Below are 16,198 nucleotides of genomic sequence, written 5' to 3' on the forward strand. Positions count from 1 at the left end.
ATCTCTTTTTTATACTATTATGAAACGATGAAGATATTGACATTAGGTAATGAGCTCCTGCGGGAGCGTACTGCAACGGTTGCGGAGGTCGACGAATCTATCCGCCGCCTTGCCGATGATATGATAGTAACAATGCATGAAGACGACGGCGTTGGCTTGGCGGCCCCTCAGATTGGGGTACTTAAGCGTCTTTTCGTCTGCCACGTCCGAGGTGATGTTCCTCGGGTATTCATCAATCCCGAGATCATCGGCACAAGCCAGGAACAGGTGCGCTATGAAGAGGGCTGTCTCAGTATTCCCGGAATCTATGCCGATGTGCTGCGCCCGGAATCAATCCAGGTCCAAGCAATCGATGAGAATGGAAAGGCCTTTAAACTTGCCGCCGAGGGCCTGCTCGCCCGGGTTATCCAGCATGAAATGGATCATCTTAAGGGTGTATTGTTCATCGACCACCTCGAAGAGCGTAAGAGACGGCGCCTGCTGAAGCTCTACGAAAAGCGGTGGCGAGGGTAATGCGGGTTCTTTTCGCCGGTACTCCTGAAATCGCTGTTCCCTCTCTTAAGGCCCTGCTTTTCTCAAACCATCAGCTGTGCGGAGTCTTGACCAATCCTGATCGGCCTAGGGGCAGGGGGCGTGCCCCCTCTCCGTCGCCTGTGAAGCAGGCCCTGCTTGACAGCGGAAAGCCCATCCCGCTTCTCCAATTTGAGCACCTCAAAGGGGAAGCTCGGGAGGCTGTTGCCGCTTTAAAACCGGATGTGCTTGCAGTGTTTGCCTTTGGTCGCATATTCGGACCGAAATTCCTGGCCCTCTTTTCTCAAGGGGGAATCAATGTGCATCCTTCCCTCCTTCCTCGCCATCGCGGTCCATCCCCTATTCCAGCCGCAATCCTCTCTGGTGATGAGAAGAGTGGTATAACGATTCAGCGCCTTGCTCGGGAAATGGATAAAGGTGCCGTTCTTTCCCGTCTCGTCCGCGATCTTAACGGTCGTGAAACCACCGCCTCTCTCAGTGCCTGGGCGGCGGAAGAGGGAGCAAGGCTGCTGGTTTCGACCCTCGACGCTTTGGAACGTGGGGAGCTTACCGAGGAAGAGCAGGATGAGGTTTTCGCCTCCTATTCGGAGAAGATCGATGCTGATGATTCTTTGATCGATTGGAACCTCCCTGCGGTGCAGATCGATAGAATGGTAAGAGCATTTAATCCCTGGCCCAGAACCCGGACTAGCCTGGAAGGGAAGGAGTTGCTGATTTTGGATAGCTGCCCTTTGCCGGCCGAAAAAAGCCCATCAGCTCCCGGTACGATAGCGGGAGTAGACAGGAAACGGGGAATTCTGGTACAAACAGGAGATGGTTTGCTGGCCGTTGTTCGGCTGCAGCTTAAAACAAAGAAACCCCTTGATTTTGCCAGCTTCTATAACGGCAATCGTGATATAGCGGGAAAACGGTTGGGAGGACAGGAATGAGCGTTTTTGGTTTTCGAAAAAGAAAGAAGGAGCACGGCGAGAACCAAACAGATCCGGAGCAGCGATATCTCAGGTTCCTCCTCTTTTTTGGCCTTGCCGCCGTTGTTTTGATGCTTATCATTACCGCCGTCACTTTTATGTTGACTTTGGATGCAAAAGAGGAAACCATGGTGCCCGATCTGGTCGGTATGCCTCTGGAGAATGCCATGCTTTCCCTCCAGGAGAAGGCATTGAATGCCGGTATTCAGCTGCGCTATTCAAATGCCCTTTCCGATAAGGGGATGATCCTCGGCCAGGATCCCGGTCCCGGAACCTTTGTGAAGGCGGGAACCCGGGTTGTGCTGCGTGTCAGCAAGGGAAAAGCCGTTGAGAAGCTCGACAACTATGTTGGATGGAACATCTCTGAGCTTGAAAGTCATCTCAAAAGTCTTGAAACAGTATATGGCCCCCTTTTGAGACTCAAGAAACCCTTTGTAAGGGTCTTCAGCGAAGAACCTGCTGGAACCATTCTTGAACAGAAGCCTGAACCAGGGACCGAGCTTTCCGCCCTAACCGACCTTGAACTGGTTGTCAGTAAAGGGGCAGAGGGAGAACTCATTACCGTTGGTGATTATATAGGAATAGACTGGGAACGGGCCCGTGATATCATTGCAGGATCTGGCTTGCCCTTTGTCTTTACCCTTCAGAATGATGCAGAAGGGCGCCCCGGTACCGTTGTCGGCCAGAATCCCGCTGCAGGTGCAGAGGTTCCCGTAGATACGATTCGTCAATTGATTATCCTTGAACCCGATAACGTTGCGGATGGGTATCAATTCGGCATGGTGGAACGGAGCCTTCCCGATTATCCGGTTCCCGTGCCGGTCCAGGTGGAGGCTATACTCCCCAATGGAACCAGAGAGGAGATTGTTTCGTTGCGACACTCGGGAGGACTCCTTTCCATACCCTACGAGGTTCCCGATGACACAACCATCGTGGTAAATGTCAACGGCGAGGAGGTTCTTCGTCAGCGGGTCCAGGGAAAAGATTGATTTGAAAGAGTAGACCTCTATCGATATCCGTTGACAGAGGTCCCGCTCTTTGGTAATGTATGGCTACTTTTTGCGGGCGTGGTGAAGTGGTATCACGGAAGCTTCCCAAGCTTCAATTGGGGGTTCAATTCCCCTCGCCCGCTTTTTTTATCTTCAAAGTAGAGCATAATGAAATAGTATGTACTGTTCCGAATCCTGGTGGTTAAAGCAGCTCAATTTCTTTTCCTGTAGTCAAGTGCAGGCCAAACGCATATGAATCATCCTTTTATGCTTCCCGCGGTCATTCCGGAAATAAAATTCTTCTGAAAAGCCAAATACAGAAGGAGAATTGGAACAATCGAAAAGCATGATCCGACGATAAGCAGATCATAATTGTTACCATAGGGCGTAAGTAACGTGTTCAGTCCAATTGGGAGTGTAAACTTACGCGACTCTCTCAGTACCATGAGAGGCCAAAGAAAGTTGTTCCAGCTTCTCATGCCATTGGCGATGCTCATTGCTGCAAATGCCGGTTGTGCAAGCGGAAGAATTATTCTGAAGAATATCCCGTATTCAGTGACACCGTCGACGCGGCCGGCATCGAGCAGGGATTTAGGAAGGCCTTCATAATATTGCTTGAAGAAAAATATCGTGGATGCATTGATGATGAAGGGAAAAATAATTCCTGACCATGTATTGATTAATCGAAACAGTATTGCCTGCTTGTATAGCGGAAGAATGAGGATTTCAAAGGGAATCATCATGATCAGAAGTACGAGAAAAAAGAAGAAGTTTTTGAATTTAAACTCATACATCGCAAATCCGTAGGCGACAAACATGCACACGATAAGAATGGACAATACCTGGACTATGGTAAGTCCGATGCTGTTGAAGAACCAGGTAAAATACTGGGTTGTTCCGCTAAACAGCATGTGCCAGTTTGACAGAGTCAATAATTCAGGCTGGAACTGCAGGTTCATTCCCTGTCGGATGATCTCTCGTCCGGGCTTGAATGAAGAGAGAATAATGGAAAGAAAGGGAATGAGATATATAGCCGCCAGAACGACAAATCCAAGCGTTACAGCAGCAACAAAGATATTATGCGTCAAGCGAATTTTCTTTGCACGTGCGTTAATCATTCTTATGCTCCTTCTTGAAAAATCCAGACGCTTTCAACTGGGAAAGGTTCAGAGTCATAGCCAGGGCGAGAAGCAGCAGGCCCACTGCAGAGGCATATCCCATGGCATTCTGCTCTATACCCTGTCGATACAGATAGCCGACCATGGTAAGGCCGATGTCGTACGGGGAATTGTTTCCATTCCACAGCATATAGCTTTCGGTAAACATGCGAAGTCCAGCAAAAATACTGATGGTTATAACATATGTTATAGAAGGCCGAAGCATTGGAACGGTTATGCGTATGAAGCTTTGAAAGCCCGAGGCCCCGTCTATATCGGCAGCCTCATAAAGTTCTTCGGGGATAATTTTGAGTCCGGCAAAAAAATAGACAATATTCATTCCTGTCCAGCGCCAGAGCGCTAACAATATAAGAGCAAAATATCCGGTGGGATAATGAAAAAGCCATTTTATCGGCTCATGTCCGAATATTTGAATGACTCTGTTCATAAGCGAGCCGGGTAATTCTCCAAACAAAAGGCGAAAAATGGTGCCTGACACAACCACGCTCGTGAGGACCGGAACAAAAAATACCCCTCTGAACAGCTCTTTCCCGATGACAAGCTTAGAGTCGAGCAGACAGGCGAGGACCATCGGAATAGGGACCAGAACTATGAGGGTAAGGACCATATATACTACACTGTTTCTGACTGAAGCCCAGAAGGTCGGATCGAATAGTAACTTGCGATAATTCTTCAACCCGATGAACTCTACCTGCCCGGGCAGGATGCTTTGGAAACTCATCACAATCGTACTGATGATCGGATAGATGAAAAAGACAATAAAAAGCAGAATGAACGGTAGTATGAATACGTATGGCGCTACTTTTTGTGAGTACAAAATCTCCAACCTTCTGGTCATGTGAAATACTCCTGTACTGACAGCAGTCGCCGATCGGGACCGGCGGCTGCGTAATCTAAACTGTAAATTGCTTAATGCAATGTATTTTCGACTTCTTGCTGAGCTGCAGCAAGAGTTTGGCGAATATCTTTTCCGCTTTCATAGATATCGAGCAACACATGATTATTGAAAACAGATACTATGGCAGGAGTAGCGGCAACGGATCTGATCAGGTTTATCTCGTCCTTGATTTGAAGAAGAACGTCGAATGGATTGGTCGTAAAATACTTCAGATACTTGTTGTCTGTGTTGTTGATAACGTGCTCATTCTCCCAGACACGAGTATTGACAGGATCGAATCCAAGGATCTCCCAGACCTTGATTCCGCCTTCTTCGGAGAGTTTAGCCCAAGCCAGCCATTCTTTTGCTAATTCTTTATGTTTGGCGCTTTTTGTAACGATAGTTCCGGTACCGCCGACGCCTGCCGAACGATCGCCGCCGATCTCAAATGCCGGAATCGGAGCAATGGCAATCTTGTTAGCTACAGAAGGCATATAGTCGACGAAACGGGACATAAACCACAGGGGAAAGGCAAAGGCCGCCACTTCACCACGGTCGATCCATCCGTAGCATTCTTCTGTATCGGGCTTTCCGCCAGGAGAAACCATTGAAATGCCTTCGTCCAGCATCCTTTTCTGGATAGCGATTGCCTTATACATCTTTTCCGTATCTAAAGTAGGGGTGCCGTCGGCATCGACAAAATCGCCACCCTGCTGTCCAAGATAAGCGGAAAGCATATTTACGCGGATGGCTTCGGCGGTATTCATGTATTTACCGGTTTTCTCTTTCACCAGTTTTCCGGCAGCAATAAAATCGTCCCAGGTTGCAATTTGGGTATAATCAACCCCTGCCGCATCCAGTATTTCGGTGTTGTAATACATGACGCTGGCTCCTACATGAAATGGAACACCATAGCGAATACCGTCTTTGGAATACAAATCGAGTCGTGATGTGACAACGTCACCTTCATATGGTTCTATAACATCGCTCAAGTCCTCGATTTGGGGAACACCCTTAAGAAGGTTGGGAAATTGGTTCACATGCACATCACAGATGTCGGGAGCTCCAAAATCACTCTGAAGAGCCATGATCAGCTTATTGTGCATATCGGCATTCGGTAGGACCGTAATGTCGAGGCTAATCTGACGATCAGGATTTTCTTCATTCCAGATCTCGGCCATCTGCTCGTAAAATCCCTTATGGGCTTCTACGAAGGTCCATAGTTCCACCTGAGCCTTCTCGGTACCCTGTCCCTGCTCGAGCTCAGCTTTTCCGCTCGCACATAGCGACGCCGTAATAGTGATTAACATCAGGACGAAAATCGATAGTCTGTTTTTCATGGTTACCTCCTATATGAAAACAGGTCTATTGTTTGCATGATCCCAATCGGATCATGTTCCACGATGCTTTTGGAAGGGAGACGGTGATTCCCCGTTCGTCAGCAGCGTGTTTTTTACTGTGTACGGGGCGGATAATTTCACCCTCACAGCTATTGGTATCCTTTAAAGTGTTTGCAGTCATGACCTGATGGTCGATCACGGTTCGGAAATTTCCGGATCTCAATTCAACATGCAAGTCAATGGGCTCTTCCAAATTTCTGTTTACTGCAAATACAACCAATTCCTTCCTCTCTTCACTCAGAACGGCGATGCTTTCTACATAGGGAACTGGTCCAAAACGATCGCTTTCATATGTCGGTGAGGATACCATGGGCTCAAGAGCAATGCCCCTTCCGTAGAGGGATACATGCTGAAAGGGAAAATAGATGGTCTGACGCCATGCTTTTCCCCCTTTTTCAGCGATGATTGGAGCAATCACATTCACCAATTGGGCAATACAGGCTATTTTTACCCGATCTGCGTTTTTCAGTAGCGAGATCAAAAGCGCTCCCACCAGCAAAGCATCTTCATGCGTATAGTACTCTTCAAGGAGCGGCGTCGCAGTGGGAAGTATCTCTTGACTCATAAGCTTCTTGTCTTCCTGCTTGTTGTGAAACCATATATTCCATTCGTCAAAGCAGATCATCATTGTTTTGGAGCTTCGTTTCTTTGCTTTCACATAATCGCAGGCGGCTTTTACCGTATGGATGAAATCCTCCACCTCTACATTCAATGCAAGATACTCTGAAGTATTTCCGTCCCAGTTCCCGTAATAGTTATGCATGGAGATATAGTCGGCTATATCGTATGTATGTTCGAGGGTCTCAACTTCCCACTGAGGAAACGTCGGCATAATATATTTAGAGCTACCGCAGGTAACCAATTCTATGGACGGATCAACGAGTTTCATGGCTTTTCCCGTCTCCCTCGCCAAACGACCATATTCCATGGGTGTTTTGTGTCCAATCTGCCAGGGGCCGTCCATTTCATTTCCCAAACACCAGGTCCTGATGTTGTGAGGCTTCTCGATACCATGTGTTCGCCGCAGGTCGCTCCAATACGTGCCCTTTTCAAGATTGCAGTATTCAACCATATTTCGCGCATTATCAATACCGAGGGTCCCCAAATTCACTGTCATTAAGGGATCGGCATGTACGCGCTTGCTCCATTTCATGAATTCGTTGAGTCCGAATGTATTGGGTTCGAGGGTCCTCCAGGCAAGATCCAGTCTTGTCGGTCTCTCTTCTACGGGGCCGATACCGTCTTCCCAATTGTATGCGGATACGAAATTGCCGCCTGGATATCTGATTATCGGAACACGCAAGGCGTTGACCAAATCGATGACATCACTGCGAAACCCATTCTCATCTGCGGTTTCGTGTTCCGGCTCAAAGATTCCGGTATATACACACCTTCCGAGATGTTCGACAAAAGATCCAAACAGACGATCATCGACACGGGCAATCTGAAAATCCTTATCAATAATGATGGTTGCGTTCACATTAATCTCCTTAGTACATATGGTAGTGGTAGTTCGAAGCTGGTATGGAACCTGCTGCCGGGTTATCTGAACGCGGGGAGTCGCCTCTCATAGCGTTACTCCTGTCTGAGCAATCTGAAAAAAGTCCCTGGTACCGAAGTTTCCCGATTTCAAAGCAAAATTGATTCGACTTCCATCCTGTTTTGTATGCACTATCCAGGACACTCCAGGAGAAATTTCCGTTCCTACGCGGAAGGATTCAAGGCAAGAGGCGGTAACCACGGTGCCTGCACTCTCCCCGCCTGCTACGATAAAAGTCTCCGTTCCGTTTTCCAGCAGGACCTTCGTAAGCTGAGCGAAGAATCGTTCTATGAGTTTCGAGATGGATATGTCGGGGAATCGAACGTCCAGCAGCACTCGTTCTTCCACGGTCTTCGTAGCGTATATCATCGGAGCCAAAGCATCCGACTGATGGGCAATGATGAGCTGTGTCGTTGAAACACAGTAGGAATCAAAGTTTTTCACGCATTCTTCAACGGAGACATTAAGGCAAAATCCTCCTAAGCCTTTGTAATACGCCACTTGTTCGTTTGTCGCTTCGGAGCACGAGCCGGAGATGATAACCGCACTCCCGCGCTCGAAAGCCAAGCTCTCTTGAGAGCTGGCTTTGTTGGGGGAGCCCTTTGCTGCGGCGATTTCCCCGACCAGACCTGACCCTCCCGTGAGGAATTTCATCGAAGAAAAGGATTCTGCCAGTACCCGCAGATGAGAGTCGTTAAGCGTATCCGGGATGATATAGCGAGTTCTCTGTGCTCGTGCCTGGTTGATGCGATTGCTGATGAGGCCGGGACCTTTGTCTATTTCTTCGGCATATATGTGGGTGATGTTCTGCGATTGAAACTGTCCGTACATAAGTTCGGGAAGGTAGCTTTTGGTCATCGGAGTGATCGGATGAAATCGCATCGGCGAGTCTTCTATCAATTGATTCCCGACAAATACATACCCCTTATACACAGTACGTCCGTTCACCGGCAGTGCAGGGCAGACAACCGTAGTGTCGACATGCAGGTAGTCCATAATTGCATCCGTCACCTGCCCGATATTACCCTTTTCCGAGGAATCAAATGTGCTGCAATATTTGTAGTAGTACGTTGTACATCCGGCCCTTTCCAGTTGCTTTACGGCTTGTAAAGCCTGTTTAACGGCCCTGTCTGCAGGACATGATCTGATTTTGAGGCACATAACGACGGCATCAATCCGAGGATCCGATATATCGCTGAGAGCAGGAACACCATTGAACAAGTATGTCTGCATTCCATTTTTCTTTACAAAACCTGCCGCATCCACAGCTCCTGTGAAGTCGTCGGCAATTATGCCTAACTCCATTGTCTGCCTCCTTTGTTTTGCATAAAGCAACTGTTGTGCCAATAGTTTTCATGGATGAGGAATTTTATATAAAAAGTTTTATTCTTTTGTTTTGTAAAGAATTAACAATTACACCGGAAAAGTGCTTTGCATTGTGTTGTAAGGGAGGTGGCATCATAATGATGCAGAATTACATCGTTATGATGCATATATACTACGAAAGGTTGTATTTTTGCAGCTTTCTGTACAGAGTTGTTCGATCGATGCCCAGGGCATCCGCAAGCGCCTGTCTCGTGGGATACATGGGAAGAGCTTCGATGAGTTTTTCGCGCATCAGCATATCTTCCATCTTCATCGCTTGAGATGGTTCTTCCCAACCTGACGAACCGAGACAAAGGCGCAGATCTTCTTTATCAATATCCTTTTTCTGTACGATGACCGACAGACGTTCGCATATGTTTCTCAGCTGCCGAATATTTCCGTCCCAGCCATATCGAAGCAACAATGAACTGCATTCAGGAGAAAACCGATGCATATACCGATTATTTCTTTTGTCGAACAAATTCAAATAATGGTTTGCCAGTAAAAGAATATCATCGCCCCGTTCTCGCAGACTCGGAATATTGAGTCTGAGCACATCCAAGCGGTAGAAAAGATCTTTTCGGAACGTCCCCTCTTTTACCATGATCTCCAGATTCTTATTTGTTGCGGCTATGATTCTGATATTGACAGGGATGACGGAATCGTCTCCGAGCCTCATGATTTCCCGTTCTTCCAGCACCCGCAGCAGGCGGTTCTGCATAGGCTCGCTGATCTCTCCTATCTCATCCAGAAATATGGTACCGTTATGTGCCAGCTCAAACAGACCTACCTTTCCGCCTTTTGTTGCGCCGGTAAAAGCACCGTCGACATAACCGAACAGTTCGCTCTCCAGCAGGGACTCGCTGAGCGCCGCACAATTAATCGCCACAAAAGGGCCTGCACCCCGCATGCTCATATTATGGATACTCTGGGCAAAGAGCTCTTTACCTGTTCCTGTTTCTCCGAATAAAAGAATATTTGACTCCGTAAGGCTGTAATAACGAGCCAAATCGATTACTCGAAGTAGGGGGGGGCTTTTCCCTATGATATCCTGAAAATGTGCCTTGGCAATATGTCCCTTCGCCCGCGTCTGCTTACGGATTGAAAACTCCATCCGCTGAATCTCAGATACTTTCTGAAAGGTAACGATCGCTGCCGTATAGACGTTATCAACGGTTATTGGAGAAACATGTGCAATGACTTTTATGTCATGAATGGTAAGGATGATATCCTCCATTTTCTGAGAAAAATTTCCGGATTTCTTATCAAGTAATTCGGGGCAGGTCGTCGAAATCGGTTTTCCAATGACTTGACTGTAGGGACATCTGAACAGGAGTTCCGCATCATGATTGTAAATGGTGATGCTGTTTGTATCGTCGAGGGCGATTACGGCCTGATTGACATTTTCTAATAATGCCTTAAACCGTTGTACCATGATTTGGTTTTCGCGATTTGCGTCAAATACACGATAGGCTTCAAGTATTGAGCTTTTGATGCTCTCTTTACCCATTTTTATCAGCACTGCAGGAAGGTGTCGTTTCGCTGCATAGGAATAGACGCGTTCTCCGCATATTATGGCGCCGACGCCGTCTTCTTCGGCTTTCTCAATGCAGGGAATAATCTCGGATTCTTCACGAAAACTGTATCCGACGATATTGGGAAAGTTCCCCGAATCAATAACGAAGGATTCATAATTCTCACTGTCTGCGGTGATAAAGGCAATTTTTCTTGCATGGAATGTCTGAAAGGCTTCATTTGCAGCATGGATGATGTCATATCCGCTCATCGGAATTTCAATAAGTGTCACCCCTCTGTGCAACTCCTGTAACGTATATGCCATGTATCCGCGTGCAATAATAATCTGTCCTGTGAAATCAATATTTACGGCTTCTTCAAGCGTGGGACATTTTATGGAAAAATCAAACATCCGTTTATTGGGAAGATTATTATATACTTCCGACACTTTTGGGATGAGACTGGATGACGGAACGAGAAAAACAATTGACGACATATACAACACCTTTTGTTGAACTATAAAAGCACTATTTGACAGGACGTATGTATGATCCGAACGATGTCAAAAATAGGAAGCAAAGAATTACCTCCGGGGTGCCTTTTTATGCAATAGTAGCATATTGAAAATTGCAATGCCAATTTGTATGTATAATTGCACATCGCAGCATGTAATGCATAGAGAAGCGTAATTTGAATTTATCAATGATTTCACTGATCATATAAACAGGAAGATCATCGCTACGATACGGCTCATCCTGGTGAAGAATCTTGGGAGGAGGTGAAATTTCTGCTGTTTCCCTTTTTTTATGTTTATATCGATATTTTTGTATTTGTTTTTTGGAAACGTTATCATAACTTTTTGTTAAGTAATTGTTAAGTGATATTTTTTTAATTTATTATATTGTATAAAAATAAGTCCTATATAAAAATATTCAAAAAACATTTGACAAATACTATTTTAGGTGGGATCATGATTATATGCTAACGTTTGCAAAATATAAAGAATTTATGATGCCTTATTTTATGCAATGGGAGGAGATGATGGAGGCAAGGAGGGATTTTTGAAAACCGAAGAACACTTGCTGGAATTGCGGAACATTACGAAAAAATACCCTGGTGTTTTGGCGTTGGATGAGGTGAGCATGAACGTCCGACGGGGTGAGGTTCATGGGCTCGTCGGTGAGAACGGTGCCGGAAAGTCAACGCTTATTAAGGTGCTTGCCGGTGCGCATTCTCCTGATTCTGGGGAGATTGTTTTCGACGGAGAAAGTTTTCCGTCTCTTCTTCCTCATGAAGCAATGAATCTTGGTATTGCCTGTATCTATCAGGAACTTAATCAAGTGTCGTACATGACGGTAACCGAGAATATTTTTCTCGGAAGGGAATTAAAAAAGGGAAGTTTTCTAGACCTGGGCAAACAGGAGGAATTAGCGAAAAAGGTCCTCAGGGATTTTGATCTTGATATCGATCCCAAAACGCCTATGACCATGCTCGGTGTTGGACAATGCCAGATGGTTGAGATCTGTAAGGCGGTAAATGCCTCGGCGAAACTCATCATCATGGATGAGCCTACGGCCAGTCTGAGTGAAAAAGAAACCGGAGAGTTGTTTCGAATCATTGAAAAGCTACGTGAAAAGAATGTCACAATGATTTTCATCTCTCATCGACTTGAAGAGGTGAAGTCTATTTGTGATGCTTTGACGGTCATGCGAGACGGCCAGGTCGTTGCAAACAAGAGAATCGATGAGGTTTCTGTCGATGATATTGTTAAGCTCATGGTCGGACGCGATATCACAAACAAGTATCCCAAAAAGAGCTTTCCTCAAGGCGATGTCGTTCTTGAAGTCAAAAATTTGACTCACAAGGGTGTCTATGAGGATATAAGCTTCAAGGTTCATGCCGGTGAGATTCTGGGAGTTTCCGGGCTGGTGGGAGCAGGCCGCACCGAGGTCGCCCGTGGTCTGATGGGCGCCGATCCGATCGATTCGGGGGAGGTCTTCATCAACGGACAGAAGGTGACTATCAAGTCACCTCGGGACTCCATTAATGCCGGCATTGCTTTCCTCACGGAGGATCGGAAGGGGCAGGGCCTGATTCTTCTTCAATCCGTTGAATTCAACGCTACCTTGGTCAGCCTTAAGAAGTTTAAGAAAAGAAAATTTTTCATTGATCTTCCAAAGCTTAGAAAAGAATCGGTCAAGATGGTTAATGACCTTCGTATCAAGGTGCCGGACGTTTTGACGGTTTCCAGCCAGTTGAGTGGAGGAAACCAGCAGAAGGTTGTCATCGCGAAATGGTTGATGACGCAGGCGAAAATTTTCATCTTTGATGAACCTACCCGCGGTATTGATGTTGGAGCGAAAATCGAAGTCTATAATCTTATCAACGAGCTGGTTGCCGAAGGGGCTGCCGTCATCATGATCAGTTCTGAGATGGATGAATGCATGGGTATGGCCGACAGGATTATCGTTATGCATGAAGGTTCTCTCACCGGAGAACTGGTTCGTGATGATTTCTCACAAGAGAAGATTATGTATGCTGCGTCCGGAATACCAATATGAGTGATGGGGTCATTGTGGACAGATTGAGATGTGCGGCCATAGGTTTGGGGCGATTAGGTTGGCGACATGCGGCAAATCTTGCCGGTACCATATCCGGTGCGGAGCTTGTTGCCGTTTCGGATGTATCGGTTGATGCCTGCAAACGCTTTTCTTCCGTCTATCCGGATGTGAAGGTTTATATGGACTATCATGACGTACTGCAACGTGCGGATATTGATGCGGTAATTATCGCTTCCTCTACAAGTATGCATGCCGTGATGCTTCGTGATGCAGTAGCTTCCGGAAAGGCTATTTTTTGTGAAAAGCCACTTTCGCTTGATCTGCAGGAGGCTCGGGAACTTCAGCGTCTGGTAAAAGAGCATGGAAGCTTTGTTCAACTTGGTTTTATGCGTAGATTCGACACCGGCTATGCAGCTGCGAAAGAACGCATTGAATCGGGTGCCATTGGAACCCCTGTTTCTCTGTTGGGGATCAGTCGTGATCCATCCTGTCCCCCTATCGAGTTTGCAAAAACCAGTGGAGGCTTGGTCATGGATCTTTGCATTCATGATATCGATTTATGCCGCTGGTTTCTCGGAGGTGAGGTCACCGAGGTATATGCACGGGGGGCGGTCGTTCGTTATGGAGCGTTACGGTCCATAGGTGATATCGATCACGTGAATATCGATCTTAGCTTTTCGAACGGGCCCCTGGCGTCTGTCGAGGGTAGTCGCAATTCGCGATACGGTTACGATGTGCGAACGGAAGTGATCTGTACCGATGGCGCGGCCTTTATCGGTAAAATGCAAGATGAACCAGTGGTAATGATGGATGCAAAGGGTGTTTCCATGAAAACCGTGCCCGGTTTTCTTGAGCGCTTTGAGCAGGCATACCGCTCCGAGATGGAGCGTTTTGTGGAGGATGTTCTTACACATAATCCTCCGGCCGTTGGTGTGGATGATGGAGTAGCGGCGATGGAGATTGCCGAGGCGGCACAAACTTCTTTGGTGTCCGGCCGTACTGTAGCGTTAGGGAGGAGATAATGAGTACGAACACAACAAACGAAGGTGCGTCCAAGGAGCAGCAGACAGTGACGCAATCCGAAGGTGGAGCAAACGGAAATCAGCCGAAAAAGAAGAAGCGAAGGGGAAGTTTAGGCATTATTCTGAGTCTGATCGTCCTTTGTGCGATCATTTCGATTCTTTCTCCAAGATTTCTGACGCTTGCCAACTTGAAAAATGTCTTGTCGCAGGCAACGGTCAGTGCCGTTATTTCCGTCGGTGAATTCCTGGCTATTCTGACAGCCGGTATTGATCTTTCGATAGGATCGATCCTTGCCCTTTCCATCATGATGATGGGAATATTTGCCGTCAATCTGGGGATTAACCCAATTGTGGCTATGTTACTTTGCCTTGCCGTTGGAAGTTTATTCGGTTTGGTAAATGGCCTTCTTCTTACAAAGTTGAAGCTTCCCCATCCCTTTATTTCAACCATGGGTACCAAGATGATCGCCCGAGGCCTTGCCCTGGCCGTTACGGCGGCCGCGCCGATCAGTGGATTTGCTCTTTCCATCCAGTATTTGGGAAGTAGCTCCATCGGGCCGATTCCCGCAAGTGTCCTTTTGGTTGTTATTGTGTATGCAGTTATGTACATTTTTATGACATATACGGCTGTAGGGCGTCATATCTATGCGGTCGGTGGAAATGTCGAAGCGAGCCGCTTAAGTGGTATCAATGTTGACAAGGTACTGTGCATTGTCTATACCCTCAGCGGTTTTATGTCGGCACTTGCCGGTATCCTTCTTGTAGGGCGTGTGAATGCCGCCTATCCCCTTGCCGGTACCGATTACGAGACCGACGCTATTGCGGCCGTTATTATCGGTGGTGCCAGTTTCGCCGGTGGTGTCGGAAAAATCTTGAATACGATTATCGGTGTCATGATCATTGCTGTTCTGCGCAATGGTTTGAATTTGCTCAATGTCGATTCGGCATACCAGACGGTTGCCATCGGTGTTGTCATTATCTTGGCTGTTTACCTCGACGTTTTGCGGCAGGCAGCTGCAAAGCGTGCATGATGATCAAATCATGATAATCAGATGAAGGAGGTAGAAGGGGAACAGAAATAGCGAAAGAGGGGAGATGTAATTGCTCCCTTCCTGAAACGCAGGGCATGGAAAAGCAATCTCGTGTGATGTATGCAAGAGGTAGCCCGGGCGTTCAAGGAATCGAAGGATGTCGCGGTAGCATTCGTATCCGCAAAAAGCCGCAGAGCTCGGCTTATCATAGTTTTCCAAATAGTACAGGAGGGATGAAATGAAAAAGGTATGTGTGAGTCTCTTGACTCTGGCATTCGCGCTGACTTCGTTGAATATCTTCGCCCAGGGCGGTCAGGAATCGGCTGATAGTAAAGACGGCGGCAAGATGGAAATTGCTGTGGTTCTGAAAACCTTGAGCAGTGAATATTGGAAACGTGTTGTTAAGGGAGCTGATGAAGCTGCTGCAAAGTACGATGTCGAACTGATTAAGCTTGGCCCGCCGACCGAAGATGCTGTTGAGCAGCAGATCAACATGGTCCAAGATGCCCTGACTGCAAAACCTGCGGCTCTGGTTTTCTCTCCCTCTCAGCCTCCGACGGCTGTCAATGTTCTTCGTTCTGCCAAGGATATGGGAATCCCTGTTATCCTGGTTGATACCCCCATGGGTGATCTTGCCGAGTATGATACCTTTATCGGTACCGAAAACTACACCGCAGGAAAGTCTGGTGGTGAGGCTCTTATAAAAGCTTTGGGAAAAACGAGTGGTGCTGCAGTCCTTATCGAAGGCGCTCCCGGTAACCCCACGACAACCGAGCGAGCCGATGGTGCCGGTGATGCTTTCGAGGCTGCCGGAATCGAAGTAGTTGCTCGTCAGCCCGGATACAGCGACCGAGAAAAAGCTTATACCGTTATGCAGAATATCTTGCAGGTCAACAAGAATGTTGATATCGTCTTTTGCTCAAACGATGAGATGGCCCTTGGTGCTCTTCGTGCTCTTCAGCAGGCAGGAACAAAAGCATTGGTCATGGGTGTAGACGGCAACAAAGACGCTCTGAAATCAATCCTGGAAGATGGCCTTTTCGGGACTGTCGCTCAGAAGCCTGAAATGATGGGGTACCTCGGAGTAGAAAATGCCATCAAGGCAGCAAAGGGCGAAACGATTGAAAAGCGCATCGATAGTGGTGTCGACATCATCACCAAAGAAAATGCACAGGCTGCTCTTGATAGCCAGTCCTAAAAAATCGACGATACGTCGTCGAT

At 47.1% G+C, this 16,198-nt stretch carries 13 protein-coding genes and 1 tRNA gene; 8 read left to right on the forward strand and 6 right to left on the reverse strand.

Annotated features, from left to right (window positions below):
- The first annotated feature begins 27 nt into the window (after positions 1–27).
- The 4 genes from def (at position 28) to SPIRS_RS08375 (ending at position 2,631) form a co-directional block, all read left to right on the forward strand.
- On the forward strand, positions 28–513 hold the full coding sequence (def, locus tag SPIRS_RS08360) for a peptide deformylase (protein ID WP_013254245.1): 486 nt from the start codon (positions 28–30) through the stop codon (positions 511–513).
- On the forward strand, positions 513–1,460 hold the full coding sequence (gene fmt / locus SPIRS_RS08365) for a methionyl-tRNA formyltransferase (protein WP_013254246.1): 948 nt from the start codon (positions 513–515) through the stop codon (positions 1,458–1,460). Before def ends, fmt begins: the two co-directional genes overlap by 1 nt.
- A complete protein-coding gene (locus tag SPIRS_RS08370; protein WP_013254247.1) occupies positions 1,457–2,488 on the forward strand; it encodes a PASTA domain-containing protein in 1,032 nt (343 codons plus the stop codon). The genes fmt and SPIRS_RS08370 overlap by 4 nt, the downstream gene beginning before the upstream one ends.
- A 72-nt stretch (positions 2,489–2,560) precedes the next feature.
- A tRNA-Gly gene (locus SPIRS_RS08375) sits at positions 2,561–2,631 on the forward strand.
- A gap of 114 nt (positions 2,632–2,745) precedes the next feature.
- On the opposite strand, the gene SPIRS_RS08380 is transcribed toward SPIRS_RS08375, so the two are convergent.
- From SPIRS_RS08380 to SPIRS_RS08405, 6 genes are all read right to left on the reverse strand, one after another.
- On the reverse strand, positions 2,746–3,606 hold the full coding sequence (locus SPIRS_RS08380; RefSeq protein WP_013254248.1) for a carbohydrate ABC transporter permease: 861 nt from the start codon (positions 3,604–3,606) through the stop codon (positions 2,746–2,748).
- A complete protein-coding gene (locus tag SPIRS_RS08385; RefSeq protein ID WP_013254249.1) occupies positions 3,599–4,504 on the reverse strand; it encodes a carbohydrate ABC transporter permease in 906 nt (301 codons plus the stop codon). Before SPIRS_RS08385 ends, SPIRS_RS08380 begins: the two co-directional genes overlap by 8 nt.
- Positions 4,505–4,575: 71 nt before the next feature.
- Positions 4,576–5,883: an ABC transporter substrate-binding protein gene (locus tag SPIRS_RS08390; protein ID WP_013254250.1), complete on the reverse strand. Its 1,308-nt coding sequence runs from the start codon at positions 5,881–5,883 to the stop codon at positions 4,576–4,578.
- A gap of 25 nt (positions 5,884–5,908) precedes the next feature.
- Complete coding sequence (gene arfA / locus SPIRS_RS22755) at positions 5,909–7,423, reverse strand: arabinosylfuranosidase ArfA (protein WP_013254251.1); 1,515 nt, start codon at positions 7,421–7,423, stop codon at positions 5,909–5,911.
- A gap of 87 nt (positions 7,424–7,510) precedes the next feature.
- Positions 7,511–8,788 (reverse strand): 3-oxo-tetronate kinase, encoded by a 1,278-nt coding sequence (gene otnK / locus SPIRS_RS08400; RefSeq protein ID WP_013254252.1) that lies wholly within the window; start codon positions 8,786–8,788, stop codon positions 7,511–7,513.
- A 193-nt stretch (positions 8,789–8,981) separates the two neighbouring features.
- A complete protein-coding gene (locus tag SPIRS_RS08405) occupies positions 8,982–10,859 on the reverse strand; it encodes a sigma 54-interacting transcriptional regulator (protein ID WP_013254253.1) in 1,878 nt (625 codons plus the stop codon).
- 565 nt (positions 10,860–11,424) lie between these two features.
- Here SPIRS_RS08405 and SPIRS_RS08410 point away from each other — a divergent pair.
- The 4 genes from SPIRS_RS08410 to SPIRS_RS08425 all read left to right on the forward strand — a co-directional run bounded on the left by SPIRS_RS08410 (position 11,425) and on the right by SPIRS_RS08425 (position 16,175).
- Positions 11,425–12,924 (forward strand): sugar ABC transporter ATP-binding protein, encoded by a 1,500-nt coding sequence (locus SPIRS_RS08410; RefSeq protein WP_245537735.1) that lies wholly within the window; start codon positions 11,425–11,427, stop codon positions 12,922–12,924.
- Positions 12,925–12,938: 14 nt separating this feature from the next.
- On the forward strand, positions 12,939–13,946 hold the full coding sequence (locus tag SPIRS_RS08415; RefSeq protein WP_245537736.1) for a Gfo/Idh/MocA family protein: 1,008 nt from the start codon (positions 12,939–12,941) through the stop codon (positions 13,944–13,946).
- Positions 13,946–14,977 carry an ABC transporter permease gene (locus SPIRS_RS08420; RefSeq protein WP_013254256.1) on the forward strand — a complete coding sequence of 344 codons (1,032 nt, stop codon included), beginning with the start codon at positions 13,946–13,948 and terminating at the stop codon, positions 14,975–14,977. The genes SPIRS_RS08415 and SPIRS_RS08420 overlap by 1 nt, the downstream gene beginning before the upstream one ends.
- Before the next feature lie 238 nt (positions 14,978–15,215).
- Positions 15,216–16,175: a sugar ABC transporter substrate-binding protein gene (locus SPIRS_RS08425; protein ID WP_013254257.1), complete on the forward strand. Its 960-nt coding sequence runs from the start codon at positions 15,216–15,218 to the stop codon at positions 16,173–16,175.
- Positions 16,176–16,198: the final 23 nt, after the last annotated feature.

This window comes from Sediminispirochaeta smaragdinae DSM 11293 (assembly GCF_000143985.1).
Lineage (GTDB): Bacteria > Spirochaetota > Spirochaetia > DSM-16054 > Sediminispirochaetaceae > Sediminispirochaeta > Sediminispirochaeta smaragdinae.